This window comes from Candidatus Methylopumilus planktonicus (assembly GCF_000981505.1).
Lineage (GTDB): Bacteria > Pseudomonadota > Gammaproteobacteria > Burkholderiales > Methylophilaceae > Methylopumilus > Methylopumilus planktonicus.
In genome coordinates this window covers 1041250-1067949 of the sequence record NZ_LN827929.1, presented here as the reverse complement: position 1 = coordinate 1067949, position 26700 = coordinate 1041250, and the positions used below count along the sequence as shown (strand labels likewise).

Genomic DNA, 26700 nt, shown 5'->3' with positions numbered 1-26700 from the left:
TCTAATTAATTACCAAAAGGAACGTTATAAGGACTAACGCCTTTCGGATCTTCAACACCGTCTTTAACTAAATTTTCTCTGTTTTGCAAATAACTATCTCGCATGTAAGCATAGGGATCGAAAGATTTGTCTCGAATATCGAAATCAGCCATAAGCTCTGCACGTTTGTCAATGACAGCAGCAGCAATAGTCACCCATCGAGTTGTGTCGTCCTCGATATAACCAATTGGATTGAAGAAGAATGCGTCAGTCGCAAAACCAATACCATCTCTAGTGCTTGATGGGCCAAGAATAGGAAGAACTAAATACGCGCCACTATCTAAACCATAGTAACCAAGCGTTTGACCAAAATCTTCTATTGTACGAGCGCCACCTGCTTTTGAATGCACATCAAATAGACCAAGCACACCCACAGTCGTATTAACAGCAATTCGACCTGTTGTATTAGCAGCTTGCTTAAATTTAAATTGGAATAATTCGTTTACAAGTGTGACTACGTCACGAATATTTTTAAAGAAGTTATTCACACCCGTTTGAACAGGGGTTGGTGTAATCGCTTGGTATCCCTGAGCCACTGGTTTTAATGCTACTTTATCGACGACTTCATTAAATTTGTACACTGAACGATTAAGACCTTCGAGAGGATCTTTGTTTTGTTGTGAAGCACAACCAAACATGACGAAAGTGACTAAGATTGCTACGAGGAATTTACTTATGTGTTTTGTCATGTCAAAAAGATTCATTAGATTAGCAAAATTATCTATTAATGTTGTTTTTTTGTCTATAACTTATTGGAAATTAAAGCCTAGAGGCCTCTGGTGTTGCTTCAAAACAACATCCTAGTTTTTAACAGACTTATAGAGGGCTAGAGCTTTAATCCTCTGTGCAGCATGGTCAACGATAGGCTTTGGGTAGTCGATTTTATTGGTGTTTTGACTGAGCCATGGTGAGTGAATCTCACCCTCACTAAACTTATCTAGCTCAGGGACATATTTTTTAATAAATTTACCTTGGGGGTCGAATCTTAAAGATTGCGTAATTGGGTTAAAAATCCTAAACCATGGCTGAGCGTCACAACCGGTAGAAGCAGCCCATTGCCAGCCACCATTATTAGCACTTAAGTCAAAATCAATAAGTTTTTCTGCAAAATACGCTTCGCCCCAGCGCCAATCGACAAGTAGATCTTTGACTAAAAAAGAGGCGGCAATCATTCTAAGTCGATTATGCATAAAGCCTGTTTGATTGAGTTGCCTCATTGCAGCATCCACAATAGGGAACCCAGTTTGGCCATCTGTCCATGCTTTAAAGTAATCAGGGTTGTTTTCAAAAGCGATCGATTCATAGTCTTTTTTGAAAGCTCTGCCCAGTGCCACGTCGGGACGATGGAATAAAATTTGAAAATAAAATTCCCGCCAAATCAATTCATTAAGCCACGTTTCAGCGCCTTCACTGAAAGACTCTTGCGTTAAACGAAAAAGTTGCCTTATAGAAAGCGTACCAAATCGCAAATGAACAGATAGGTAAGAAACACCTTTAATCGCTGGAAAATCGCGCGTTTTTTTGTAAAGCGCTATTCTTTCCTTAAAATCTTCAACGAGTAATTTTCCTCCAGTCATGCCTGTATGAATTTTAATTTGATGAAGGTTGGTTTTTTTAAATCCCATATCTTCAAGACTCAGTAACGGATCGGATTTAAATTGAGCAAGATTTTCGATAAAAGGCTCAATATCGAAGCGAGGTAGAAAAGTTTGGCTAAGTTTTTTTAAGTAATTATTTTTGTAAGGGGTAAAAACAGTATAGGGTTTTTCTAGCGCTGTAAGAATCTCATCTTTTTCAAAAACTACCTGATCTTTAAAATCATAAAAATCGACATTTTTTTTAATCGCAATATTTCTTATTTCTTCATCTCGTTTAATCGCGTGCGGTTCATAATCTCTGTTGATATAGATTGCATCGATCTTAAATGTATCAATGACACGGGTAATAGCCTCCGAAGCCAAGCTATGTATTACAATTAAATCAGATTTTTTTTTGATGAGACTTTCTTTAAGCTCTTTAATACTTTCCCAAATAAATTCGACTCGCCTATCTTCTTTATTTTTTAAGACATCTAAAATTTCTTTGTCAAAAATAAAAATACAAAAAACTTGCTTAGATTCTTGAAGCGCATGGGAAAGAGCTGCATGATCGTAATCACGTAAGTCTCTTCTAAACCAAACAAGTGAGTTGTTATATTTTTTATTCACGATGATAAGGATGATTTTCTAAAATCGAGTGAGCTCGATATAACTGTTCCGCTACTAGCACTCTCACAATTGCATGGGGAAATGTCGATTTAGAGAGGCTCCATGTGAGATTGGCCTTGCGAAGAATGTTTTCATGAATGCCATCTGCACCACCAATCACAAAAGCAATATCTTTGAAATGTTCTGACCAATGATTTAATTTTAGAGCCAACTCTTGAGATGTGAACTGGCCTCCCTTTTCATCAAGCACAATTAAAAACTCTTTATCAAGATGAGATAAAATTTTTTCAGATTCACTTATTTTTTTCTGCTCTATCGAATCAAATTTTTTTTCAGGTTTTATTTCTACAAGTTGAGGAGAAAAATCATGATTGAGCTTTGAAATATAACCATCAAAAGCTTCTTTAATCCAGCCTGGCATTTTATTACCAATTGAGATGATTTTAATTTTCAACGAAGCGAATTAATTTTTTTTGGAGTTTGTTTTTTTGCCGGCTCTATCCATAATTCCTCAAGGTTATAATAGGCACGAGTGGTAGGGAGCATAATATGAACAATCACATCATCGACGTCTACAAGAACCCACTCACCTTCTTTTTCTCCTTCAACTCCATTAACGTGAACATTTAGGGATTTCATTTTTTCACAAACATTGTGAGCGAGTGCTTTTGTTTGTCTCGATGAGTTAGCGCTTGCAATCACCATATAGCTTGTAACCGTTGTAATTTTTCTTACATCAATCACCTCAATATCAAAAGCCTTGATGTCTTCAAGTGCCTCAACTACTGCTTTTTTAATATCATTCAAGGTCATTGACGACTAAGCAGCCTGTATCTGAATAAAATCTTTTTTTGCAATAATTTGGTTTTTTTCATTAACGTAAATAAGTGCTGGTTTGTATTTTTCTAGTTCTAGCTCAGAATAATTTGCATAGGTTGCAATAATAATAAAATCACCAGGGTTAGCTTTGTGAGCGGCTGCTCCATTAATCGAAATAACCCCAGAATTTCTTTGTGCCCTAATAGCGTAGGTAGTAAAACGTTCGCCGTTTGTAATGTTGTAGATAGCAATTTGCTCATATTCTCTAATGTGAGCTGCCTCAAGCAATGTTTCGTCAATCGCACATGAGCCTTCATATTCAAGCTCGGAATGCGTAACTTGAACGCGATGAAGTTTAGATTTGAGCATCATTCTTTGCATATTTTTGACTATAAAACTAGGTTTAAAGGATGTCCTATTATAGCCAGTTCAATCCTGGATGCAAAATTCAATATTATCAATGAGGCGAACAGAACCTAGGGTAGCGGCTCCTAAAATAACTATCTGATTTTCATCATGAAGGGCATTTTCAAGTGATTGAGCTGAGCGAATTGATAGATAATCGACCATCCATCCCGATGTATTTAAGGCGCTCACTGATTGCGCTTCAATTTCCTCAAGTGACGAAGTTTTTTGTATAACCTTTTCCTTCATAGCATTCAATTGTTGTAATAATTGAGGTGCTTTTTTTCTATTCTCTTCGGAGAGTAAATTGTTTCTTGAGCTTTTTGCTAAGCCGTCATGGTCTCGAACTGTATCGATTCCCACAATCTCAATAGGATAATTGAGTTGTTTGACTAATGCTTTAATTAAAAAGAGCTGTTGAAAATCCTTTTTTCCAAAAAAGGCTATATCGGGCTGAATGAGGGTAAATAATTTACATACAATAGTGGCGACACCATTAAAATGGCCTGGCCTAAATTTCCCACACAAATCATTTGCAATGGGAGGTAGATGAATTTCGGTTTTTTCTAGTTGATCAAGAATATCTTCTTCGGATGGAACAAATACGTAAGGTACGTTCAATCCTTTAAGTATAGATAAGTCTTTTTCTAATGTCCGCGGATAGTTTTTAAAATCTTCTTTTGAGTTAAATTGGAGTGGATTGATAAAAATGCTCACTACAATATGTTTTGTTTTTTTTAAGGCTTCCTGAATAAGTTTAATATGCCCTTCATGAAGATTCCCCATAGTAGGGACAAAAGCAATATGGGGTAATGTCTTTAAAGTTTTAATTAATTCGTTTTGAATATGAATGACATGCATACTTAAGAACGATTTTTTATAAATTCTAAAAGAAGATTTTTTATGTCGGTATTTTTATTTGATGACGCAGTATTATCCAAATAAAGATCTTGAGATGTATTTGAATTCATTAATAAGTCATACAAAATAAAAACCTCACCGTCGCATGTTCCACCTGAATGAAATCCAATAGTTGGAATAGATATTTCTTGCGTAATATGCTTAGCTATATCCTCAGGGACAGATGAGAGCACTAGCATATCAGCCCCAGATTTTTCAAGCGCCTTTGCATCCTCAATAATAGTGCCCAGCGTTTTTTGTAGAGCGTGTTGAATTTCATTGCTATTCATATTTTTTATACTTTGTGGCATATACCCTATATGCCCACATACTTTAATATCTTTTGTTTTCAAGTGCGTAACGATAGAAGTTAGTGATGCACCACCTTCGAGCTTGACCATATGTGCCCCCGCCTCAATAAGTGCTAGTGCATTTTTATATGCAAGGTCATTCGTCTCATAAGTGTGAATAGGTAGATCGCTGATAATAAATGAAGATTGAGCGCCGCGCGACACGGATTTAGTGTGATAAATCATATCGTTTAGAGAAACATCGTGTGTATTAGCTTCACCCTTAATAAACATACCCAGAGAATCGCCCACTAAAATAGCATCAACTTCAATTGACTCTAAGAGTCTTGCAAATGATGCGTCGTAGCAAGTGAGAATGGTAATTTTCTTACCACTTTTTTTCATAGATTTAAGAGAAGTTAAATTCATAGCAGTTGGGGATTAAAAAACTCGCGATTACTTTTGATATTCATAATTCGACTAATTAAGAGATCAATGGCATTTTTATCTTTGAGGATATTTAAATTTTCGTTATTAAGAATTAAAACAGGCGAGCGATCATAACTGTGAAAAAATTGGCTATATGATTCAGAAATTGCTTCTAAATATTCAGTTGAAATATCCGTTTCAAAATCAATGCTTCTATCTTTAATTCTTTTTTCTAAAGTTTCTATAGATGTCTGAATATAAATAATGAGATCTGGTTTTGGTGCTTTTAATTGTAAGTGAGAAAAGATTTGATGGTAGAGATTAAACTCCTCCTCATCTAAATTATTTTTTGCAAAGATAGGATCTTTTTCAAGAAAAAAGTCAGCAATCGTTGATTCTTTAAACATATCTATCTGTGAAATTTTTTGAATCTGGTCTGCTCTTTGAAAAAGAAAAAATAACTGAGTCGATAAGGCGTAGCGCTTCATGTCCTCATAAAATTTTGGCAGAAAAGGATTTTTTTCGGCTTTTTCGCTTATAAAATTTACCCCAAATCGATCAGCTAAAATTTTTGCTAGCGTGGACTTTCCTGAGCCAATGGGCCCTTCAACTACAATGTAAGGAAATCTATCAAAAATATTCATAAAGTTATGCGTTTGGTATTTTCTGGATCTAATCCTTTGGCTATTTTAGCGATATCTCCGAAAGGGGGGACAGAAATATTTTCATTAATTTCTTGAAGAGGAAAAATAACAAAAGTGCGCTCATGCATTCTAGGATGCGGTATGGTGAGTTTAGGTTCATCTATTCTTAAGTCCCCATAAAGAAGAATATCTAAATCAAGGGTTCTAGGTGCATTAGGGAATGAACGCTCTCTTTTATGTGAGCTTTCTATCATTTGCAGCTCCAATAAGAGCTCATGAGGGCTAAGTTCGGTTTCAATCGAAACCACAGCGTTGACAAAGTCAGGCTGGTCTTTATAACCTAAAGGCGAGCTGGAATAGCAACTCGATTTTTTTATTAGCTTACTTTTAGGCATATTTCCAATTTCATTAAATGCGGTAGTCACTTGATTTAGTGGATTTGCAAGATTACTTCCTACTGCAATGTAAGCTAAGATGCCCATCTTTGACTATTTACGGGTAAGTTGTTTGACCATTAACGATTTTTCATGGTTATCAGCATCAATAAAATTTGTCCACCATATACCAATACTCTGGTCGAGCTGGTTAGATTGACATCGCAATAGCATAAAGTCATATGCAGCTCTAAATCTTGGATGGAGTAATAACCTGTATATTTTTTTTGGAGATTGATTTTCGAATCGCGGTTGCAATCGCCATATTTCTTTCATAGTAATTGTGAAGCGTTTATGAATAGGGAAAAGTTTAATTTGTTTTTCGATCACTTCATCAATCGCTTGGTTAAGACCCGCTATAGAATGTTTAATCTCAGCTTTGTATTGGTCCCACAATACATAAACTTGATGCCATAACAAAAATGAAAATAAGAAGCTCGGGTTACATGACTTGTCTTGGTTAATTCTTAAGTCAGTATTTTTAAGACCATTCGAAATAAAAAGATCAATTTCTTCTGACTTAAATTCTGGTGATAAGAAAAACTGCGCGAAGATACTTTCATCTTGCATGACTTTATAGCTACTTAATGCATGCCCTGTTAAGAAAAATTTAATAACTTCATCAAACAGTCTTGAATGGGGAATGTCATGAAGTAGAGGGATAATTTTTTTTATAGGGCTTCTTGAGGGGGTATGCAGAGTCATATTAAGTTTTGCACACACACGGAAAGCTCTCAATATACGAATAGGGTCTTCTTGATAGCGCTTTTCTGGATCACCAATCATACGAATAATCCCATGTTTAAGGTCTTCTAACCCCTCATGAAAATCAACAAGCTTATGATTCGTTGGGCTGTAAAACATTGCATTAATAGTGAAGTCACGGCGCATTGCGTCCTCTTCTATTGTGCCGTAATGGTTATCATCTTTAATCACGGAACCATCAGACTGAGGAATTTCTTTTTGTTGAGAGCGGTATGTGGAGACTTCGATGACCTCTCGTCCGTATATCACATGGACTAATTTGAAACGTCGCCCAATCATTCTAGAGCGCCTAAATAAATGATGGATTTGATCAGGAGTAGCGTTTGTAACTACGTCAAAGTCTTTCGGCTTAATCCCAAATAAAAGATCTCTTACTGCCCCACCCACAAGATAGGCCTCAAAGCCATTGTCTTCTAGAACTTCTATAGTTTTTATTGCATGAACGCTGATAAGACTGATATCAATTTTTTCGAAATCAATTTCAAAATTAGATTTTTTAGTTTTTTTAAATTTTTTAAAAAAGGCTTTTAGTATGGGAGGGGTCGCTGACATCAATGAAGATCTGTATTAACTAATATCTTTTTTCCAGAAAACATCTTTAACTTTTTTATGTTTATTGATAACTCTAGCAAGAACAAATAAAAGATCTGAGAGCCTATTAATATACTGCAGGGAGTATGCGTTAATCGCATCTTTTGAGTTGAGTTTAAATATAGCCTGTTCGGTTCTTCTGCAAATCGTTCTCGCCATATGACAAAATGCTGCAGCTTTAGAGCCTCCTGGCAGGATAAATTCTTTCAGGGGAGGTAAGTCCTTATTATAAGAGGTTATGATTTCTTCTAATTCAAGGACATCATTTTTTTGGATGATTTTATATCCTGGCATTGATATCTCGCCACCTAGATTGAATAAGTGATGCTGTATAACAGTTAACATTTTAATGATTTTGGGTGGCAGACTTTCTGTAAGCATAAGCCCAATCATTGAATTAAGCTCATCTATCGCACCGAGCGCTACGATTCGATCGCTAAATTTATTAGTTCTTGATCCATCGCCAAGGCCTGTGGATCCTTTGTCCCCACCCCTCGTGAATATTTTTGTTAAACGGTTAGCCATGATTTTCCTTTTCAATCATTGTACATTAAGCTTACTATCATCTATATTTAGATTTGAACAAAACTTTAGATTAATCTCATGTCTCCATTTCAAAATAATCCTATTGGTGTGATTGATTCCGGAGTAGGCGGTATTTCAGTACTTAAGTGTATAAGAGAGCATTTATTTCATGAGAATCTCATTTATGTTGCAGATTCTAAATTTGCGCCTTATGGTGAAAAATCAAGCGAAGAAATTACTCATCGCGTCTTAACTGCTTTTGATTTTTTAAATAAAAAAAATGTTAAGTCTGTTGTAATAGCCTGTAATACCTCCACAGCTGCATCAATTCAGATACTTAGAGATCGCTTTAGTTATCCAATAATAGGTATGGAGCCAGCAGTTAAGCCCGCCTCATTAATGTCTAAAAATAAAATAGTTGGCATATTGGCAACATCAGGCACTTTGTTAAGTGCAAAATTTTCAGCACTTCTCGAGCATCATAGTAATGATATTCATTTTATTACACAGCCATGTTTTGGATTAGTTGAGCTTGTTGAGCATGGTGATCTCGTTAGTCCAGCGCTTATTGCGCTTTTAAAAAAATACATTGATCCTCTTTTAAAAGAAAAAATTGACACCCTAGTTTTGGGGTGTACACATTATTCTTTTTTGAAACCCGCAATTCAAACATTAATACCAGACCATATTAAGATTGTAGATACAGGTAATGCAGTAGCAAATTATTTAAAACATGTCTTAGTAGAAAAAGATTTACTAAACCAAAATATAGCTTCAGGGACAACTAATTTCTGGACAAATAGTTTGGATAAAAATGCAGATAAGGTTATGGCCGATCTTTGGGGAGAAAACCCGGAAAGCTATAATTACAGAGGCCTTTGGGATTAATTTATTTTAGTTTATAAGTTGTGCCGCAATAAGGACATGACACCATGCCCGTTTGCGTAATATCTAAAAACACTCTTGGGTGAGATGAAAATAGATTTTCTTTTTCCGTAGGACAAAACAATGGGAGACTTTTTTTATCTACACTTATCACTTGATTATTCATGGTTTAAACGTGAGTGAGCCACTCTGCATATTTTTTTGATTTTCCTGTAACAGCATCAAAATAAATACTTTGTAATTCTTTGGTTATTTCTCCGCGACCACCTTTGCCAATCATTCTTCTATCCAGTTCTCTAATGGGCGTTACTTCAGCAGCTGTGCCTGTAAAGAAAGCTTCATCGGCAGTATAGACTTCATCTCGTGTGATTCTTTTTTCAATCACTGGTATTTTTAAATCATTTGCAATTTGAATGATCGTATCGCGGGTAATACCTTCTAGTGCGCTAGTCAGATCGGGCGTAAACAGTTTGTTATGTTTGATGATAAATATATTCTCACCTGAACCCTCAGTTACTAAACCATTTACATCAAGCAATAATGCTTCCTCATAGCCATCTTGAATTGCTTCTTGATGAGCTAGAATTGAATTCATATAGTTACCATTTGCTTTAGCTTTACACATGGTGACGTTGACATGATGCCTTGAAAAAGAGGACGTTTTTACACGAATACCATTTTCAAGTGCTTCTTTGCCCATATAAGCACCCCATTGCCATGCTGCAACAATGACATGCGTTGATAAAGCTTTTGCAGAAATTCCCATGGCTTCAGCCCCATAAAACGCCATAGGTCGAATATAAGCAGATTCCAATTTATTTTCTTTAACGGCTTTTTTGTGAGCATCCATAATGACATTTTTGTCATAAGGCATTTTCATTCCAAGAATATGCGCAGAATTAAAGAATCGATCTGTATGTTCCTTAAGCCTAAAAATGGCAGTACCTTCATTGGTTTTATAGGCTCTTACTCCCTCAAAGACACCCAAACCATAGTGAAGCGTGTGAGTGAGCACGTGAGTTTTGGCATCGCGCCAAGGCGTCATTTTGTTATCGAACCAAATGTGTCCGTCACGGTCTTCCATTGATGTTGGGATTGCCATAGTTTTCCTTAAAATTGGTGAAGCTTTGTTATGTTTCTTCTAGATTTATTACCATTTATTAACATGATAAAATGAATCGCTTTTATTGAGAAATATATTATGAAAAAAATTGTACTTTTATTTTTAACCCTCATTTGTCTTATTTCTTGTCAAAACTCTCATGATCAGACTTTTGTAGGCACAGATATAAGCTCAGTTCCTATTGACACGACTTTTAGGTTAAAAGACTTTAATGGGCAGATAAGAACATTAGAAGATTTCAAGGGCAAAGTAGTGGTGATTTTTTTTGGATTTACGCACTGCCCTGATATTTGCCCTACAACTTTGACCGATCTTAAAAAAACAATGACCCTTCTCAAAGATAAGGCTTCAGACGTACAAGTTATCTTTATCACTTTAGACCCAGCTCGAGATACCGAGGATGTTTTGAAGAAATTTATTCCTACATTTAATAGTTCTTTTCTCGGGCTTACTGGATCAGAGAGCGACATTAATAAAGTCATAAGTCAATTTAAGATTTTTTATCAAAAAGTGAATGATGGAAGTAAATCTGGCTATACGATTGATCACAGCGCAGGTTTATATGTGCTTGATAAGAAGGGAAGCATTAAGCTTCATACAAGTCACGGACAAAAACCTGAAGACTTGGCGAGCGACCTCGCAAAGCTTATTTAACCAATAAGATACAAATCGCTTGAGAGCGTTTTGAGTTCTTTTTCTGATGAGCGATATTCAGGAAGGACTTTTTCTACTTCTTCCCAAAAACGATTTGAATGATTCATTTCCTTGAGGTGAGCTAATTCATGACAAATCACATAATTAATAATATGCGGAGGTGCTTGGATTAACCTCCAATTAAGTCTAATTTCTTTTTTAGAGTTACAGCTTCCCCATCGAGATTTTGCATTTGAAAGGTAAACGTTAGAAGGATGAACATTAAGTTTAACGCTAAATACTTCTACTCTTCGAACAAAGTCTTTCAATGCTTTTTCTTTTAACCATTTTGATACGAGCTTAGCCGAATGGATTTGATCATTCACACGATTCGTATCGACATGGAGTATGTCTTTATCTTGCAGAACTGAGTTTGTTTTGCTCGCCTTGAGACTAAGGATAACTTTATTGCCCAAAATGTGAATTAATTCACCTGTTTTCCAATTGATTTTCTTTTTCTTGTTTAATTGAAGGGAGAGCTTCTCTTGAATCCAATCAAGTTTTGGCGCAATAAGTTCTTCAATACGAGACCTGGGAATAAGAATAGGCGCATGAATAACAAGGCCGTCGTGATCTACTTTCAAACCAATGGTTCTTCGATTTCTTCTTTTTAGAAGGTATTTAATTTTTTTACCGCTAGGTAAAAATAACTCAAGATTGGTAGGTTTTAAATTAATCATTTAAATGTAAAACCTCTTTTTCAATCCAATTTTCGGTAAGCCTAATAATTTCATCAGGGTTTTTATTTTTTACATCTATAGCTTCGCCGATACTTACTTGAATGGTTCCTGGTTTTTTAAGAATTGAATTTTTTGGCCAAAATAAGCCTGCATTATGAGCAACAGGAATGACCTGCGTATTTGTTTTTGAAGCAACCCAAGCACCGCCAATATGATATTTACCTTTTTGTCCTGGATGAGTTCGCGTGCCTTCAGGAAACATGACAATCCAAAAACCTTTTTTGAGTCGATCAAGACCTTGAGTAAGAATTTGTTCTAGAGATTTTCGTCCTGCTTTACGATTAATGGCGATTGGAGATGTCATGGCTAGGCCCCATCCGAAAAACGGAACCCATAATAATTCTTTTTTAAGTACCCAAACTTGCGGAGGAAATATTTTTTGAAAAGCAAGTGTTTCCCATGCTGATTGATGTTTGGAAAGTACAATCGATGCAGTTGAACCTATGTTTTGCTCCCCTTTGACAACAAAATTTAGATTACAGGAAATTCGAAGCCAATATAGCATTGTTTTTGCCCAAATTGAAATAAATTTATATCTTGTAATGGCTGGAAACGTAAATGTAAGAAGGGATACCAAGGTAAATGGAATAGTAAAAATCCACATACCAATTAAAAAAATAATGGATCTTAAATAAAGCATTATTTTAAGTTAAACATACTCCGTAATAATTCTTTGTGCCGCCTCTGCCAGGTTTTCACAAATCCAGGTATTTTTGGGTAGCCCACCTTTTGCAAGCGTCTCTTCTCCTTTGCCGGTTTTGACAAGGATAGGCTGAGCCCCTGCCGCATCGAAGGCTTGTAAATCTCTTAAAGAGTCTCCGACGGCTGGAACCTTTATTAAATTGATAGAAAATCGATGAGCAATTTCTTTTAACATACCTGGTTTTGGTTTGCGGCATTCACAATCTTCTTCTGCTCTATGGGGACAAAAGAAAATGGCATCGATATGCCCGCCTTGTTGGGAAAGTAATTTAAACATCTTTTCATGAATGAGATTAAGTGTTGATACGTCAAAAAGACCCCGGCCAATTCCTGATTGATTGGTCGCTATCACTACTTTGAAGCCAGATTGGTTTAAGAGTGCAATTGACTCTAGGCTATCTTGGATGGGTATCCATTCATTAGGCGTTTTAATAAAATTTACGCTATCTTCATTGATTACGCCATCTCTATCTAGAATGACTAATTTCATAATTTAAGAAGAAAGTTTAGATAAATCAGCAACTAAATTCATAGCCGAATAAAGTTTTTCGAGGAGGGCGAGCCGATTCATTTTGAGTGATTCATCTTTATCGTTTACCATAACATCTTTAAAAAACTGATCAATCGGATTTTTAAGTTTGCATAGTAATTTTAACGAACCCGAATAATTTTTTCCCACATATTCTTTTCTAGACTCAGCATCTACAAAATCTAATGTGTTATATAAATTAATTTCGGCTTCGTCTGTAAGTAAAGATTGGTTAACTTTTAAGCTTGATTTAACATCAGCTTTTTTAAGAATATTGCCAACTCTTTTATTGGCTGATGCTAAGTCTTCTGACTCGGGGAGCAATAAAAATTCTTTAATTGCATTTAATCTTTTAGGTATTTCATTAATTAAACCTGATTCAATTGCAAGCACGGCTTCGATATCAAGAGCAGCATAACCCTGATCTTTGAAGAAATTGGAGAGGCGATCGTAAATGAAAGAATTAAGATCTTTAGACTCAGCTAATTTAGTTGCCTGAATCGATTCGGAGATCACTGTATTTAAATTTAGATCAATATTTTTTTCAGTAAGAATACGAATGATTCCAATAACTTGACGCCTAAGTGCAAAAGGATCTTTGTCACCTGTAGGCTTCTCACCAATACTAAATAAACCTATTAAAGTTTCAATTTTGTCAGCAATGGCAACGATATCGCCAACAGTGCTTCTAGGAAGTGTGTCACCAGAAAATCGTGGCTTGTAATGATCTTCAATTGCAAAAGCTATTTCATCAGAAATTTTTTCATTAAGCGCATAATATCTTCCCATAATGCCTTGAAGCTCAGGGAACTCACCGACCATATTTGAAGATAAATCTGCCTTTGATAAATCGCACGCAAGAATTACAGCATCGAGTAATTTGGATTGATTTAAATTTTTTACAATCAGAGATGCAATAGTTTTGACTCTCTTGGATCTTTCAGCCTGTGATCCAAGTTTATTGTGGTACACAATATGTGCAAGTTGCGAGAGATATTCCTTAAGTGGCTTTTTCTTGTCTTGCGAATAAAAAAATTCTGCGTCTGATAATCTTGGCCTGATAACTTTTTCATTGCCCTGAGTAATGAGATCTGAATTTTTTGGCGATATATTTGAAACAATCAAAAATTGATTAGCTAGTTTGTTATTTTTATCAATCAAAGGAAAGTATTTCTGGTTGGCTTTCATGCTTAAAATAAGACATTCTTGAGGAACGTCAAGAAATTTAGATTCAAATTCTCCTGCTAAAACATTCGGATATTCAACTAGTGCTGTCACTTCATCAAGAAGATCTTCGTCGTCAATAGGGGTAAGTTGATTTGAAAGATGATTTGCTTTTTCATTTAAGGCGTTTTTAATTAGTGCTTTTCTCTCGTCAAAAGAGACGATCACAGCACCTTCGGCTTTCATTTGCTTTTCGTACTGGTCTGCATGTTGAATCTCAATTATTTCTTTTTTCGATTCGAATCGATGACCGAATGTAGTTCTGTTCGATGAAATACCTAGAACATTTGCGTCGATGATATTAGCGCCATGAAGAATTATCAATCCATGAGCTGGTCGCACAAAATTAACAGTCGTCCATCCATCCGCAAGTTGATAGGACATCATCTTTTTTATGGGTAAACGCGCGAGGCTTGAAGAAATACATTCAGCAATAATATCTTTTAGCTTTGCGCCTTCTACATTTTTATTGATGTATAAAATTTCAGCATTATTTTCATTTTTTTTAACGATGCCACTCAAGGCTTTTTCGTTTAAGCCAATAACATGTAATTTTTTGAATAATGCATCAGTTGGTTTTTCTGAGGCATCAAATCCAACTGATGCAGGCATTAGTTTGATTGATACATTCTCGTTATCTGCTTCATCTTTAACATTTTTTAAATGTAAGCCGATTCTTCTTGGCGTTGAAAAGATTAAATCTTCAGATATTTCATTTACGAGATGATGTTTTGTAAGAAATTCTTTTATATTCTTTGCGAACGCAATGCCGAGCTGCTTTTGTGATTTTGGAGGAAGCTCTTCGGTTAAAAGCTCAATAAGTAAATTATCTAACTTCACGATTTAACCATCTTTTTTGTATTGAGTTGGTCAATAATTTCTTTCGCATGATTTTTATCAGCTAAGGGAAAGCCTAAATTTGCCCGACTTAGTAGGTAGCTGCTAGCAACATTACGAGCCAAATTTCTAATACGACCAATATATTCTGCTCTCTCAGTGATACTAATAGACCCTCTTGCATCTAGAAGATTAAAAGAGTGTGCTGCCTTTAATACTTGTTCGTAAGCAGGAAGAGCTAAATGCTTGCTTATGAGATGATTGGCTTGTTTTTCATGGGCAGTAAACGCTTGAAATAAAAAATCAGCATCACTATGTTCAAAGTTATATGCACTTTGTTCAATTTCATTTTGAAGATATACATCTCCATACTTTAAATTATTAGTCCATGTGAGATCGTAGACATTATTAACCCCTTGGATATACATAGCCAGCCGTTCGAGTCCGTATGTGATTTCTCCTGTGATCGGTTTGCAGTCAATGCCACCTACTTGTTGAAAGTAAGTGAATTGTGTAATTTCCATTCCATTGAGCCAAACTTCCCATCCTAAACCCCAAGCCCCAAGCGTTGGATTTTCCCAGTCATCTTCTACAAAGCGAATATCATTTTCTTTAAGATTAAAGCCGAGGGCTTTGAGTGAGCCTAAATAAAGCTCAAGAATATTTAATGGAGAAGGCTTGAGAACAACTTGTAACTGATAGTAATGTTGAAGTCTATTTGGATTTTTACCATAGCGCCCATCTTTTGGACGTCGACTTGGTTGAACGTAAGTTGCCTTCCATGGCTCCGGCCCAAGTGACCTTAAAAAAGTTGCAGTATGTGAAGTACCTGCACCCACTTCCATATCATAAGGCTGGAGAATGGCACATCCTTGGTTAGCCCAATAATGTTGGAGTTTGAGAATAATGTCTTGAAAGGTTAGTTGCATAATGAGTTGATCTTTAATTCAAGCATTCTACTTCTTTTTCAATACCCATAAAAGCTTTGAATGCCTCATGAACCATCCAAGAAGCACAATGAAACACAAAATAATGACAGGCCAATTGCCACAAAAAACATAAGGCGTTGTATTTTTAAATCCTTGTACATAACCTTCGAGGATGCCTTCAGTAAATGCGGGCAATATTTTCTTAACAATACCATGTTCATCAATAATCGCCGTGGCACCTGTATTTGTTGAGCGAATTACCATTCTTCCTGTTTCGATCGCCCTTGCTTGAGAAAATTGCAAGTGTTGATAGGCGGCAATAGATCTTCCATACCATGCATCGTTACTGACATTGGCTAAAATTGTTGCAGAAGGAAGTGCTTGAATAATTTCTTCGCCAAAAACATCCTCATAACAAATATTAAAAGCAATTTTCTGATTTTCAATTGCTATGAGCTCTTGACGATTACCGCCCCTCGATAAGTCATTCATAGGCATATTAAGATAATGCGTATAAATATATGTAAAGATAAATTTTAATGGTATGAATTCGCCAAATGGCACTAAATGTGATTTTCGATAAACCTGAGATGAATCATTGCCTAAATTTAATACTACATTAAAGTATTTTGTATCTTGGCGTTCAATCGCACCAATAAGAACGTGACCTCGTTGTTTTGCGGCATGAAGTAAGGTAGATTTTTTAAATGTTTCCGGAATATATTCTACAAGGAGTGGCAAAGCAGTTTCTGGCAGAAGAATAATTTGACCTTTTGTTTTTTGAATAAGCTTTTGATAAGTTTGAAGCGTTTGTATAACAGTTTCTTTTTGCCATTTAATATCCTGAGCAATATTGCCTTGAACAAGCGATATAGATATGGGCTCGCCTGTAGGCTCAGTCCATTCAATATATTTTAAAATTTGGCCCGATGCCAATACAGCAGCAACTAAACCAACCTTTAAAAGCTTTGAGCGTTTATCTTGATTAAGTAATGTAAGGCTGAGCAGCAGTGCTAGAGAAGTTAGTATGAGAGTCAGCCCGTAAATACCAATAATAGGGAGGAACCCCACTAGAGGGCTCGAAGGTACTTGTGAATATCCCATGGTGAGCCATGGAAAGCCAGTGAAGAGCCAGCCTTTAATCCATTCAATGAATGTCCAAAAAAATGGGATTAAAAAAAGGCTCGATTTTCGATGCAAAGAAAACCATCCAATAATCCCAATAAAAGAAGCACAGAAAAAGCAAAATAAAAAAGTACTCAAACAGGACAGCCATGAGGGCATACCGCCATATGTATTGAGACTTATATAAATCCATGAAATACCGAAGCCAAATAAGCCCAGACCAAAAAAGAGACCTGAGAAAAATCCTTGCCTGGCATTCTTTAGTTTATGCCAGATGAAAAAAAGACCACTTAAAGAAATAAGAGAAATGAAATGATGGTTAAAGGGAGCAAAGCTCAGAACTGAAAGAGCTCCGAGCCAAAAAGAAATAACTAAATAGAAGAGAGGATAAAGTTTATTCAATATACAAAAGCCGTTTAGGGCAATTGTACTGAATTATCAAGAATAAAGCCTTAAAAGTAACTAAGGCTTTTGAATTTGATAAGTTTGAGAAGGGGTTGATGAAGACTTTTCAGTACTATTTTGAAAAACAACAGTCTCGACAAACTCATCTAGAAAGTCTAACTCAGTTACAGGATAAAAGCGCCCATCTTCTGCAGTATTGATATTGTGATATCGCCAAACGGACCCTACAATCTGCTCAGAAGATTTCACCTTAATATCTTCTTTGGAAGCCGGCTCCCCAAGCGCCTTAAGAATTTCATCCTTATTAAAACGACTGATAGCTTCAATAAAAGATTTTTCGTCTACCGGGAGCATGCTTCTATCCGTATTAATCTCCAAAGCGCATAAATATGGCGATGAGATTAAACATATAGCTAAAAATAGTTTTTTCATGGAACACTCCTAATTCTTTTGGAAAAAAAATAAGTCGATTAGTTCAAAAAATTACACGCTATTAATGGGGTTGTCAATTTCAAGAAGGACAGAATAGAGTTTACGACTATCAGCCCTTAGTATTGTGATCTTAAATCCCTGAAAAGTGATTTTTTCATCTCGCTTCGGGAGGTGACCAAACGCTTGAATAATTAATCCACCAATGGTTGAAAACTCATCATTACTAAAGCTGACATTAAAGTATTCATTGAAATCTTCAATTTCTGTCGATGCCTTTACTCTGTAGTGACCATTTTTATCTTGAATAATATTATCTTCAGTTTCATCAAAATCAAATTCATCTTCAATTTCACCAACGATTTGCTCTAATACATCCTCGATCGTGACCATACCTGAAACACCCCCATATTCATCTACGACGATAGCAATGTGATTTCTACTTCCTCTAAACTCTTTAAGAAGGACATTAAGTCTTTTAGATTCGGGAATAAATACAGCAGGGCGTAACATGTCTCTAATGTCAAAGTCATCACCTGCATAATATTTAAGAAGATCTTTAGCAAGCAAAATGCCTATTACATCATTTTTATCATCTTCAATAACAGGGAAGCGAGAGTGAGCTGTTTCCATAACAAAAGGGATAAATTTTTCCGGTGAATGCGAGATATCAATTACATCTATCTGAGATCTTGGAATCATAATATCTCTTACTTGCATTTCGGAAACTTGGAGCACGCCCTCTATCATTGAAAGCGAATCAGCATCCATTAAATTTTTTTCATATGATGATTTAAGCAACTCAAAAAGCTGTTCGCGATCCTCAGGCCCTCTTAAAAGGAAGTGGCTGAGGCGTTCGATTAATTTTGACTTCTTTAATTCACTCATTACGATTTACTCTCTTCTATAAGATAAGGATTTTTATAGCCTAAGCCAGTTAAAATTTTTATTTCCTTAGCTTCCATAATATCAGCATCTTTTTTGTTTTCATGGTCGTAACCATATAAATGAAGTGCGCCATGAATAATAAGATGAGCGTAATGGGCCTCAAGTTTTTTAGATTGTTCAAGCGCCTCTTTTTCGATGACTGGGGCGCAAAGAACAATATCTCCAATTAAACGAACCTCATCATCCACAAGAAAAGAAAGTACACTTGTAGGATATTTTTTTTTACGATATATATTGTTTAGGTTTTGTGACTCATCGTTATCTACGATTCGAATCGTTATCTCAGCATTTTTATCAACGACAGACGTAAGCCATTTTAGGCATTGTGTTTTTTTTAAGATCGGTTTTGTATGCACCATATCTTGTATCGCAATGATCGGTTTTGATTCCATTTGAAGTTAATTACTTACTTTCTTTTTTCTCGAAGTTTTCATAAGCATTGATAATTTTTTGGACAAGTGGATGCCTGACCACATCTTCAGATAAGAAGTGAGTGAATGCAATACCCTTAACTTTAGATAAAATTTTCTTTGCTTCAATCAGCCCACTTTTTTGACCTTTTGCTAAATCAATTTGTGTAATATCCCCTGTAATGACAGCTTTTGAACCAAAGCCAATCCGCGTCAAAAACATCTTCATTTGTTCAGGGGTTGTGTTCTGAGCCTCGTCTAAAATAATAAAACTTTGGTTTAGTGTACGCCCCCTCATATAAGCTAATGGGGCAATTTCGATAATACTTTTATCAATCATTTTATGCACATTATCGTAACCTGCTAGATCATAAAGCGCATCGTACAGAGGCCTTAGATAAGGGTTTACTTTTTGTGCTAGGTCGCCTGGAAGAAAACCTAATCTCTCCCCAGCTTCTACAGCAGGCCTGACCAAGACGATGCGTTTAATTTTATCTCGGTTAATAGCATCCACAGCACTTGCAACAGCAAGATATGTTTTGCCTGTGCCTGCGGGCCCAATTCCAAAAGTAATATCAAAATCTTGTATATTATTTAAATATGCATTTTGTCTTGGTGTTCTACCTCTTAGGTCACTTCGTTTTGTTTTGAGCTCATTAATTTTTGCAGTTGCTTTTATCACTTCTTCAAATTTATTTATTTCGACAAGGCCTAATTGAATATCTTCCAATTCAATAGGATCGCCTGCTTGTTTATAAAATTTTTGAATAAGCATGGCCGCAGCTTTTACATTTTTTGAAGAACCGTTGACAATGAAATTTGATCCGCGTCTTACAATATCGACTTCCATAGCCGCTTCAATTTGCTTTAGGTTTTGATCCAATGCACCACATAAATTAGATAGCTGCCTATTACTGTCAGAAGGTAAATTGAATTCCATGCCCATATTAAATAATATCTCCACGAAGTCTTTTCGAAGTTACCTCAGTAATTATTACATCTACAAATTGATTGATAAATGATTTATCAGTTTTAATGTCAACCACTCTATTATTATCTGTTTTACCAGCCATTTCAGCTGGATTTTTCCATGACTGACCATCAATTAGAATGCGCTGCTTAGTCCCTAACATAAGGTGGCTAATCGCCTTGCCTTGAGCTTCGTTTATTAATTGTAATTCATTCAATCTTTTTAATTTTATCTCATGTGGAATTTCATCATGAATATATGAGGCTGGAGTTCCAGGTCTTGGACTGTATAAAAAACTAAAACTAAAGTCAAATTGCACTTCTTCCATAATTTTTTTTGTCAGCTGAAAATCTGCGTCTGTTTCATTGGGGAATCCGATAATAAAATCAGAGCTTATTGAGATTTGAGAGCAATTCTTTTTTAACTTTCTTACAATATTTTTATACTCCAACGCCGTGTAATTTCTTTTCATGGCTGACAATATGCGATCTGAGCCAGATTGAATTGGCAAATGAAGGTGCGTTGCAAGTTTTGGAAACTTTCCAAAACATTCAAGAAGGCTGTCATTCATTTCATTAGGATGGCTTGTTGTGAATTTAATACGCTTAATTTCATCAATCTCAGATATATATTCTATAAGTAAAGCTAGATCAGCAGGCGTTCCATTCTTAGTAAGTGATCGATAGGCATTCACATTTTGTCCTAGCAAAGTTATTTCTTTTGCGCCCAAGGAAGCTAGATGAACAACTTCGGCTAATACATCCTCAAACGGCCTCGAGATTTCTTCACCTCTCGTGTAAGGGACAACACAGAACGAACAATATTTACTGCAGCCTTCAATAATTGAAACCATGGCTGAAGCACCGGTAAAACTAGGAGGAGGTAAATAATCAAACTTTTCTATCTCAGGGAAAGAAATATCAACTTGTGACAAGCCAGCCGATCTTCTTTTGCTTACTAAATCTGGTAATCGATGAAGCGTTTGTGGGCCAAAAATAAGATCCACAAAAGGGGCTCGCTTAAGAATATTTTCTCCTTCCTGGCTTCCAACACAACCACCAATTGCAATCAGTAGGTTTGGATTAATTTTCTTAAGGGCTTCATACTCGCCAAGATGGCTGTATATTTTTTCTTCAGCTTTTTCTCTTACGGAACATGTATTTAAAATAATAAGATCTGCTTCTTCGGGATTTTCAGTTTTAGAGCTTGCGTGGGCCTGATTTAATATATCTTGCATTTTTGATGAGTCATACTCATTCATTTGACAGCCGAATGTTTTAATAAAAACTTTTTTAAGCATAAAGCTAGAGGAATAGATGGTGGATCAAAATTAGAATATTTTAAGTATAGTGGCTTTAAGTGATTAAGAATACAGGTAAATTATTGCATTTTAGATAAGATTTACCTTTCAATGAACATGTAAAATGATGCTATGAAAAGTTTCCCGATTTTTATTAATTTAATACATAAGCCGGTTTTGGTTATTGGGGGAGGGGATGTTGCTTTAAGAAAGATTGATATGCTTCTTAAGGCTGATGCAAAGATTACTGTCATCGCTTCTAAATTATGTACTGAATTAAAGCATTATCAAAAGTTAAAAAAAATTCAAGTCAAAATAAAGCCTTTTGAGAAAAATGATATAACTCATTCGGTACTTGTTGTTGCAGCGACTGATAATAAAAAAGTTAATTCTCTAGTCTCTAAAACTGCTCAAGCCCTTAATATTCCAGTCAACGTAGTTGATGAGCCCGCGCTTTGTTCATTTACAATGGGGTCGATTATAGATCGATCACCATTATTAATTGCAATTTCTAGCGAGGGCAATGCCCCTGTATTAGCTAAATTTGTTCGTGAAAAAATTGAAGCCTTAATTCCTCATAACTTTAGTAAGCTTGCATCTATCATGGGTTCCATGAGAGATAGCATCAAAGGGAGATATGAAACTACGCAATCGAGAAGAATCTTCTGGGAAAATTTTATTGATCATCCTTTAGTGAGGCAGTTTCTCAACCAAACTAAAAAAATGAGTACTCAGCAATTAATAGCATTGGTAAAAAAGAATGGCATACAAAAAAAACAGGGAGAAGTTTTCTTGGTTGGTGGTGGACCTGGGGACCCAGATTTGCTTACATTTAGAGCTCTCCATTTAATGCAGCGATCAGATGTATGTGTTTATGACAAGCTTGTCAGTAAAGATGTGTTAAATCTTGTGAGACGTGATGCAGAATTAATTTACGTTGGCAAGGAGAGAGATAGACATACCTTGCCACAAGACAAAATTAATCAATTACTCGTAAAGTTAGCAAAAAAAGGCATGCGTGTTTTGCGTTTAAAGGGTGGCGACCCTTTTATTTTTGGCAGAGGCGGCGAAGAAATAGAAATGCTCATGGAGCATAAAATTCCATTTCAAGTTGTGCCAGGCATTTCTGCTGCCAATGGCGTCTCAAGTTATGCAGGTATTCCCTTAACGCATAGAGATTATGCGCAGTCTTGCACATTTGTTACAGGGCATATGAAAGATGAAAGATTGACACTTGAGTGGGATTCGCTAGCTAAACCAAATCAAACTATTGTGATTTATATGGGCCTTTTGGCGCTTTCACAAATATGTGTTGAATTAGTAAAACATGGTGCCCCTAAAGATTTACCAATCGCCGTGGTTGAACAAGGCACAACCTCGCAACAGAGAGTGATAACGGGAGCTCTTTCTAATATTGTGCAAAAGGTGAAGAGAGAAAAATTAAAATCACCCTCTCTTATTATTATTGGAAATGTAGTCAAACTTCGAAAAAAATTAAATTGGTTTAATTAGCCCTCACTAATTAAAGGCAGTATGATTTTCACTTCTAAACCTTTTTTAGCGCGATTTGAGATTACCAATTTACCATTATGAGCTTCAGTAATTTTGTCAACGATTGCTAATCCAAGCCCACAACCCTCTCGATTATTATCTACTTGTTTTTTATTTATTGATATCACATCAAACCTTTCAAAGGGTTTTAGAAGTCTTTGGATATGATCTGGCGGAATACCTGGGCCATCATCGAGAACAGAAATTGAGATACTTTCTTTATATTTTCTAATAGTGATTACTACTTCACCCGAGGAGTAGGAAAAAGCGTTATTAATAAGATTATCAAATAACCTTCTAAATGAGATTGGTTTTATGTCATAGAAGATTGGTATTTTTAAATTACTCACAAGAACAATATGACGGTTAAGTATTTGATGTTGATTTTTCATATGACTAAAAAAATCATTGAGATTAGTTGTAACTGTTGCCTCTTGATTAAAACCTCGAACATAATCTATAAATTGATTAAGAATATTATCTATCTCTAAGATATCCTCTTCCATGCTTTTTTTAAGCCCACTCTCAATTTTTTTAGGCAACATTTCAATAGCAATCCTGAGCCTCGTAAGGGGGGTCCTTATGTCATGAGACACACCTGCTAAAAGGACTTTTCTCTCTTGATCTACCTTACCCAAGCTCGTAGCCATTTCATTAAAGGTTTGGCTCATAGTGCGGAATTCAGTCACGCTATCCAAAGGAAGTTTTTCGGGTATTTCACCCTTTTTAAGTTTTTCAGTGGCCTGAATTAAAAGATTAAGTGGGCGATTTATTCTTGTTGCGGTTGCATAGGCGCCGATAATTGAAAGCCCTGCAACAATAATGCCCCAGCCGATCCAATGCCATGGGAACGCTCTGTCACCTGGGGTTGGAATTACCGCCCAAAATTCATCTTGATCAATAGAGAAACTGACCCAAAGACCTGGCACGCCATAGTGATTACTAGTCACGATAGTCTTTTCACCAAGCCTTTCTTTAATTTTACCTGCAACAACTTTTAAAAAAGGATCTGGGGGTAAGGGTTCAATATCTTCAAAATAATAGGCTGGATAAATTCTTATCTCACCCTTAGACGATAACTCGGATATAAGTGCAAGTCTCTTATCTTCTCTTGAAGATATCAGAGAAGCTCTTGTGAAATTAATAACTGTTTCAATTTCCTGAGCGATTGCTTCTGCTCTGGGACCTCTTTCAAAATAGTCAAATATTCGAATTGACACAACCTGCGCAATGATAAGAACTGTTGCGATAAGAATAAGAAATCTAGCGAGAAGTGTATTTGGAATGAATTTCAATCTACAGCATCACCATCTGGAACAAATATATATCCAAACCCCCACATTGTTTGAAGAAATTTAGGGCTCGTATGATCTTCTTCTAAAATTTTTCTTAATCTTGAAATTTGAACATCGATACTTCTGTCAAAAACATCAAGTTCACGCCCTTTTGCTAATTGCATAATCTGATCTCGGGACAAGGGCTGGCGAGGGCGATCAATAAATACCTTTAATAACTCGAATTCACCAGATGTAATACTGATAGGCACACCATTTTTTGTGAGACTTCTTGTATCTGAACTAAATATAAAAGGGCCAAACGCTAAATTTTCAGAATTTGAGGCCTGCGCTTGTTTTAAATCATTTCGTCTTAAGACTGCATTAATGCGGGCCAAAAGTTCACGAGGATTAAATGGCTTTGATACATAATCATCTGCTCCCATTTCCAGGCCCACAATGCGATCAATCTCATCCCCTTTCGCGGTGAGAATAATAATTGGGGTAAAGTTTCCAGACCCCCTCAGTCTTTGACATATAGCAAGCCCACTTTCCTCAGGCATCATAAGATCAAGAATGATGAGGCTCACAGGATGGCTCACAATAAAGTTATCCATCTCTTTGCCACCACTGGCTGCGTGAACATTTAAACCCTGATCAATGAGATATTTAGTCGTAAGATCCCTAATTTTTGGATCATCATCAACTATTAAAATAGATTCTGAATTGGTTGCCATGGCATTAGTCTAGATTGCTGGGTTCATCTTGAAGTTAATTTATTAGTTTACATCAAATTAAAAATGATCTATTGTTACAATTGGTAACAATTTGGCATTTTCTTGTAATAAACTATTTACATTTAAGCTTGAATATAACCTTCCTTCCTCAATAAAAATCAACCAATTGCATAATTTCTTAAGATATTTTTTGTTTTGTTTCGCTGGGTTTCTGGGCATATCTTTCCAGGCTTTGGGCGGACCAAACAACCAATCTCCAAAAGTTGAATCAGAAACTAATACCTCTGTAGCAGGCGCGCTTAATAAGCTAAAGGACAGTAGCTTATTGTCCCCAGAAGAACGCGCAAGAATTAGACGTGCTCTTGCAGAGTATGCAAAATCCTCAGGTAAAGAAAGTAGCTTTATTGAAGAAAAACAGAGGGAGATGTTAAAGAACCTAGAATCTCGCTTTATTGCTTGCGATGAAGATAATGACAATACGCTCGATTTAGCAGAAACAACTCGCTGTTTACCCCAAGTCGCTCGTCAATTTAACCGCCTTGATCTCGATGAAAATGAAGTTATATCATTAGATGAGCTGGCTTTATTAGCAAAAGAATTTGAAAGATCCTACTCAGAACCCAACAAACGTAAAAACAATCAAGCCTCTTCAAATAACAAAACACCCATAAATTAATCCTTAGTGAATCTTCGTTAAAATAGATCACTATGGCGGCTTTAGAATTTCAATCTAGCTTTAAAAATATCAATCAAAAAGAATGGAATGACCTTACAAAATCCAATCCTTTTTTAAGGCTTGAATTTTTTCAATCACTCGAAGCATCAAAGTCAATCGGAGAGGGGACAGGATGGCAGCCTTTTCCTGTAACCATGACTGATCACGGCAGGCTCGTTGGCGCTTCACCTATATTTTTAAAAGAACACTCTTATGGAGAATATGTATTTGATTGGTCTTGGGCAGAGGCCTATCAAAAATATGGGAAAAACTACTACCCAAAGATCGTTTCATCTATCCCGTTTACTCCAGCTACAGGGCCTAGAATTTTTGGATTAGACCAATCTATTAAAAAAAATATAGTCACACAATTAGAAGATTTGGCTTATAAAAATAAAATGTCATCAATTCATATTTTATTTTGTGATGAGAGCGAGCGAGACATGCATAAAGATTCGAAATGGATGCCAAGGGAGGGCGTTCAGTTCAAATGGCAAAACAAGCAGTACAATAATTTTGAAGAATTCTTATCTCAACTTTCTCATGACAAGCGAAAAAAAATAAAGCAAGAAAGAAAAAAGATCAAAGATCTTGGATTCGAAATCAAAAAAATAAAAGGCCCAGAAATTACAGAAACAGACTTAGATTTTTTTTATGCTTGTTACTGCAATACCTATCAAGAGCATCATTCACACCCCTACCTCACACGAGATTTTTTTAGCCTTATCAGAGAAAGTATGCCTGAGAACTTATTATTAATATTGGCATACGAAGGTGACCTTCCTATTGCAGGATCATTTTTTATTTATGATGATAAAAAATTGTATGGGAGATATTGGGGCTCAAAATCTTTTTATCCTGGTTTGCATTTTGAACTTTCTTACTACCAGGGCCAAGAATTTTGTATTGAAAATAAGGTTTCTATATTTGAAGGCGGTGCACAAGGCGAGCATAAAATGGCAAGGGGGTTTGAGCCTTTCAACACATTTTCATTTCATAGAATCTTCGATGAAAAATTTGAGCACGCAATCAAGGATTTTTTAAGAAGAGAAAAGAATGGCATTGATCAATACACAAACGAACTTAATGAAAGAGTACCGTATAAAACTGAATTAAATATTTAAAA

General features: G+C 35.9%; 31 protein-coding genes. 5 read left to right on the top strand and 26 right to left on the bottom strand.

Annotated elements, in window-relative coordinates:
• Positions 1–5 precede the first annotated feature (5 nt).
• The 11 genes from BN1208_RS05610 to BN1208_RS05560 all read right to left on the bottom strand — a co-directional run bounded on the left by BN1208_RS05610 (position 6) and on the right by BN1208_RS05560 (position 8048).
• Entirely contained in the window at positions 6–728 is a 723-nt protein-coding gene (locus BN1208_RS05610; RefSeq protein WP_046489375.1) for an MlaA family lipoprotein, read from the bottom strand.
• Between the two features lie 111 nt (positions 729–839).
• Positions 840–2246 (bottom strand): cryptochrome/photolyase family protein, encoded by a 1407-nt coding sequence (locus BN1208_RS05605; RefSeq protein ID WP_046488664.1) that lies wholly within the window; start codon positions 2244–2246, stop codon positions 840–842.
• Positions 2239–2700 (bottom strand): 23S rRNA (pseudouridine(1915)-N(3))-methyltransferase RlmH, encoded by a 462-nt coding sequence (rlmH, locus tag BN1208_RS05600; protein WP_046488663.1) that lies wholly within the window; start codon positions 2698–2700, stop codon positions 2239–2241. Before rlmH ends, BN1208_RS05605 begins: the two co-directional genes overlap by 8 nt.
• Entirely contained in the window at positions 2697–3059 is a 363-nt protein-coding gene (gene rsfS / locus BN1208_RS05595) for a ribosome silencing factor (RefSeq protein ID WP_046488661.1), read from the bottom strand. Before rsfS ends, rlmH begins: the two co-directional genes overlap by 4 nt.
• Positions 3060–3065: 6 nt before the next feature.
• A complete protein-coding gene (gene panD, locus BN1208_RS05590) occupies positions 3066–3446 on the bottom strand; it encodes an aspartate 1-decarboxylase (RefSeq protein WP_046488659.1) in 381 nt (126 codons plus the stop codon).
• Positions 3447–3494: 48 nt separating this feature from the next.
• On the bottom strand, positions 3495–4331 hold the full coding sequence (gene panC / locus BN1208_RS05585; RefSeq protein ID WP_046488658.1) for a pantoate--beta-alanine ligase: 837 nt from the start codon (positions 4329–4331) through the stop codon (positions 3495–3497).
• Between the two features lie 2 nt (positions 4332–4333).
• The gene (gene panB, locus BN1208_RS05580; RefSeq protein ID WP_046488656.1) at positions 4334–5089 is read right to left on the bottom strand and encodes a 3-methyl-2-oxobutanoate hydroxymethyltransferase; all 756 of its coding nucleotides are present in this window, start codon (positions 5087–5089) and stop codon (positions 4334–4336) included.
• Positions 5086–5733, bottom strand: coding sequence for a deoxynucleoside kinase (locus tag BN1208_RS05575; protein ID WP_046488655.1), 648 nt, complete (start codon positions 5731–5733; stop codon positions 5086–5088). The genes panB and BN1208_RS05575 overlap by 4 nt, the downstream gene beginning before the upstream one ends.
• Positions 5730–6215, bottom strand: coding sequence for a 2-amino-4-hydroxy-6-hydroxymethyldihydropteridine diphosphokinase (gene folK / locus BN1208_RS05570; RefSeq protein ID WP_046488653.1), 486 nt, complete (start codon positions 6213–6215; stop codon positions 5730–5732). The genes BN1208_RS05575 and folK overlap by 4 nt, the downstream gene beginning before the upstream one ends.
• A 6-nt stretch (positions 6216–6221) precedes the next feature.
• Positions 6222–7484: a polynucleotide adenylyltransferase PcnB gene (gene pcnB, locus BN1208_RS05565; protein WP_052734654.1), complete on the bottom strand. Its 1263-nt coding sequence runs from the start codon at positions 7482–7484 to the stop codon at positions 6222–6224.
• A gap of 15 nt (positions 7485–7499) precedes the next feature.
• A complete protein-coding gene (locus BN1208_RS05560; RefSeq protein ID WP_046488651.1) occupies positions 7500–8048 on the bottom strand; it encodes a cob(I)yrinic acid a,c-diamide adenosyltransferase in 549 nt (182 codons plus the stop codon).
• 78 nt (positions 8049–8126) lie between these two features.
• On the opposite strand from BN1208_RS05560, the gene murI reads away from it, so the two are divergent.
• Positions 8127–8936, top strand: a complete 810-nt coding sequence (murI, locus tag BN1208_RS05555) for a glutamate racemase (RefSeq protein ID WP_046488649.1) — start codon at positions 8127–8129, stop codon at positions 8934–8936.
• A 1-nt stretch (position 8937) separates the two neighbouring features.
• Here murI and BN1208_RS07215 read toward each other — a convergent pair whose 3' ends face one another.
• Together BN1208_RS07215 and BN1208_RS05550 are read right to left on the bottom strand one after the other, a co-directional pair.
• Entirely contained in the window at positions 8938–9099 is a 162-nt protein-coding gene (locus BN1208_RS07215; protein ID WP_082092854.1) for a zinc-finger domain-containing protein, read from the bottom strand.
• 3 nt (positions 9100–9102) lie between these two features.
• Positions 9103–10035, bottom strand: a complete 933-nt coding sequence (locus BN1208_RS05550) for a branched-chain amino acid transaminase (protein WP_173424747.1) — start codon at positions 10033–10035, stop codon at positions 9103–9105.
• A 99-nt stretch (positions 10036–10134) separates the two neighbouring features.
• Here BN1208_RS05550 and BN1208_RS05545 point away from each other — a divergent pair, with 99 nt between their 5' ends.
• On the top strand, positions 10135–10710 hold the full coding sequence (locus BN1208_RS05545; protein ID WP_046488648.1) for an SCO family protein: 576 nt from the start codon (positions 10135–10137) through the stop codon (positions 10708–10710).
• Here the strand turns inward: BN1208_RS05545 and BN1208_RS05540 are convergent.
• From BN1208_RS05540 to miaB, 11 genes are read right to left on the bottom strand one after another with little or no spacing between them, the layout of a single operon-like run.
• A complete protein-coding gene (locus BN1208_RS05540) occupies positions 10707–11429 on the bottom strand; it encodes a M48 family metallopeptidase (RefSeq protein ID WP_046488646.1) in 723 nt (240 codons plus the stop codon). The genes BN1208_RS05545 and BN1208_RS05540 overlap by 4 nt on opposite strands.
• Positions 11422–12129, bottom strand: coding sequence for a lysophospholipid acyltransferase family protein (locus BN1208_RS05535; protein WP_046488645.1), 708 nt, complete (start codon positions 12127–12129; stop codon positions 11422–11424). The genes BN1208_RS05540 and BN1208_RS05535 overlap by 8 nt, the downstream gene beginning before the upstream one ends.
• Positions 12130–12138: 9 nt before the next feature.
• Positions 12139–12681 carry a D-glycero-beta-D-manno-heptose 1,7-bisphosphate 7-phosphatase gene (gene gmhB, locus BN1208_RS05530; RefSeq protein ID WP_046488643.1) on the bottom strand — a complete coding sequence of 181 codons (543 nt, stop codon included), beginning with the start codon at positions 12679–12681 and terminating at the stop codon, positions 12139–12141.
• A gap of 3 nt (positions 12682–12684) precedes the next feature.
• Positions 12685–14784: a glycine--tRNA ligase subunit beta gene (glyS, locus tag BN1208_RS05525; RefSeq protein ID WP_046488641.1), complete on the bottom strand. Its 2100-nt coding sequence runs from the start codon at positions 14782–14784 to the stop codon at positions 12685–12687.
• Positions 14781–15710, bottom strand: coding sequence for a glycine--tRNA ligase subunit alpha (glyQ, locus tag BN1208_RS05520; protein ID WP_046488639.1), 930 nt, complete (start codon positions 15708–15710; stop codon positions 14781–14783). Before glyQ ends, glyS begins: the two co-directional genes overlap by 4 nt.
• Positions 15711–15737: 27 nt before the next feature.
• Positions 15738–17237 carry an apolipoprotein N-acyltransferase gene (gene lnt, locus BN1208_RS05515; RefSeq protein WP_082092853.1) on the bottom strand — a complete coding sequence of 500 codons (1500 nt, stop codon included), beginning with the start codon at positions 17235–17237 and terminating at the stop codon, positions 15738–15740.
• Positions 17238–17297: 60 nt separating this feature from the next.
• Positions 17298–17672: a hypothetical protein gene (locus tag BN1208_RS05510; protein ID WP_052734652.1), complete on the bottom strand. Its 375-nt coding sequence runs from the start codon at positions 17670–17672 to the stop codon at positions 17298–17300.
• Between the two features lie 51 nt (positions 17673–17723).
• Positions 17724–18557, bottom strand: a complete 834-nt coding sequence (locus tag BN1208_RS05505) for an HlyC/CorC family transporter (protein ID WP_046488634.1) — start codon at positions 18555–18557, stop codon at positions 17724–17726.
• Complete coding sequence (ybeY, locus tag BN1208_RS05500; protein ID WP_231854574.1) at positions 18557–19009, bottom strand: rRNA maturation RNase YbeY; 453 nt, start codon at positions 19007–19009, stop codon at positions 18557–18559. The genes BN1208_RS05505 and ybeY overlap by 1 nt, the downstream gene beginning before the upstream one ends.
• A 10-nt stretch (positions 19010–19019) precedes the next feature.
• The gene (locus BN1208_RS05495) at positions 19020–19967 is read right to left on the bottom strand and encodes a PhoH family protein (RefSeq protein WP_046489364.1); all 948 of its coding nucleotides are present in this window, start codon (positions 19965–19967) and stop codon (positions 19020–19022) included.
• Positions 19968–19974: 7 nt separating this feature from the next.
• Positions 19975–21297: a tRNA (N6-isopentenyl adenosine(37)-C2)-methylthiotransferase MiaB gene (gene miaB / locus BN1208_RS05490; RefSeq protein WP_046488632.1), complete on the bottom strand. Its 1323-nt coding sequence runs from the start codon at positions 21295–21297 to the stop codon at positions 19975–19977.
• Positions 21298–21429: 132 nt separating this feature from the next.
• On the opposite strand from miaB, the gene cysG reads away from it, so the two are divergent.
• The gene (gene cysG / locus BN1208_RS05485; RefSeq protein WP_046488630.1) at positions 21430–22809 is read left to right on the top strand and encodes a siroheme synthase CysG; all 1380 of its coding nucleotides are present in this window, start codon (positions 21430–21432) and stop codon (positions 22807–22809) included.
• Here cysG and BN1208_RS05480 read toward each other — a convergent pair.
• Positions 22806–24143, bottom strand: coding sequence for an ATP-binding protein (locus tag BN1208_RS05480; RefSeq protein ID WP_046488629.1), 1338 nt, complete (start codon positions 24141–24143; stop codon positions 22806–22808). The two genes, cysG and BN1208_RS05480, sit on opposite strands and share 4 nt — an antisense overlap.
• Complete coding sequence (locus BN1208_RS05475) at positions 24140–24859, bottom strand: response regulator (protein ID WP_046488627.1); 720 nt, start codon at positions 24857–24859, stop codon at positions 24140–24142. Before BN1208_RS05475 ends, BN1208_RS05480 begins: the two co-directional genes overlap by 4 nt.
• 232 nt (positions 24860–25091) lie before the next feature.
• Here BN1208_RS05475 and BN1208_RS07160 point away from each other — a divergent pair, with 232 nt between their 5' ends.
• Positions 25092–25535 carry an EF-hand domain-containing protein gene (locus tag BN1208_RS07160; RefSeq protein WP_156157792.1) on the top strand — a complete coding sequence of 148 codons (444 nt, stop codon included), beginning with the start codon at positions 25092–25094 and terminating at the stop codon, positions 25533–25535.
• A gap of 32 nt (positions 25536–25567) precedes the next feature.
• Positions 25568–26698, top strand: a complete 1131-nt coding sequence (locus tag BN1208_RS05465) for a GNAT family N-acetyltransferase (RefSeq protein ID WP_046488625.1) — start codon at positions 25568–25570, stop codon at positions 26696–26698.
• Positions 26699–26700: the final 2 nt, after the last annotated feature.